Here is an 879-nt window from a genome sequence, read left to right as displayed (position 1 = left end):
GACGTCGTCACGCTCACCTATTCGGTGACCGTGAACGACGAGGGCGACTTCGAGCTCGCCAACGTCGTCACCAACGATGACCCGGACCGGTCGCGGTGCGTGCCGGCGCCGGACGAGAACCCGGACTGCGAGACCATCCACGAGATGGGTGACTACGAGGTGGTCAAGACCTCGGATCCGGAAACGGGCTCGGCGGTCGAGGTCGGTGACACGATCACCTACACGGTGAACGTCCGCCACATCGGCAAGGCGTCGATCGCGGCGTCGTTCGATGACGACCTGTCTGCAGTGCTGGACGACGCGTCGTACAACGACGACGCCGAGGCGTCGGCGGGGGAGACCTCGTACGACGAGCCGACACTCACCTGGAATGGCGACCTTGAGCAGGGCGACGAGGTGACGGTGACCTACTCGGTGACCGTGACCGCGGAGGGCGACCGGTTCCTGGAGAACGTCGTGACCACGGACGGTGTGTGCCTGCCGGCAGAGGGCCAGGACGAGGCGTGCCGCACCAAGCATTACAACGGTGCGTACGTCTACTCCAAGACCTCGGACCCGGAGCCCGGGGCGACGGTTCAGGCGGACGACGTCGTCACCTACGCCGTGATGATCGAGCACGTCGGGACCGCGGCGGTCGAGGACGCCCGCATCGAGGACGACCTGTCGGCGGTGCTCGACGATGCCACGTGGAACGACGACATCGAGGCGTCGGACGGCGAGGCGTCGTTCAGCGGGTCGACGTTGACCTGGAACGGCGACCTGGACGTCGACCAGGTGGTGACGCTGACGTACTCGGTGACCGTCATCGATGACGGTGACCGAGAGCTGTTGAACGTCGTCACCACCGACGACGAGCGTGGGGTCTGCGTTCCGGCGGAG

The 879-nt window shown here is 66.3% G+C and carries 1 protein-coding gene; it reads left to right on the top strand.

Annotated features, from left to right (window positions below):
• The coding region (locus ELR45_RS16650) for a DUF11 domain-containing protein (protein WP_240759801.1) at positions 1 to 879 on the top strand (879 nt) is incomplete at both ends.

This window comes from Phytoactinopolyspora endophytica (assembly GCF_004138495.1).
Classification (GTDB): domain Bacteria; phylum Actinomycetota; class Actinomycetes; order Jiangellales; family Jiangellaceae; genus Phytoactinopolyspora; species Phytoactinopolyspora endophytica.
The sequence above is the reverse complement of the archived record's forward strand: the minus strand, read 5'-3'. Positions and strand labels throughout refer to the sequence as shown.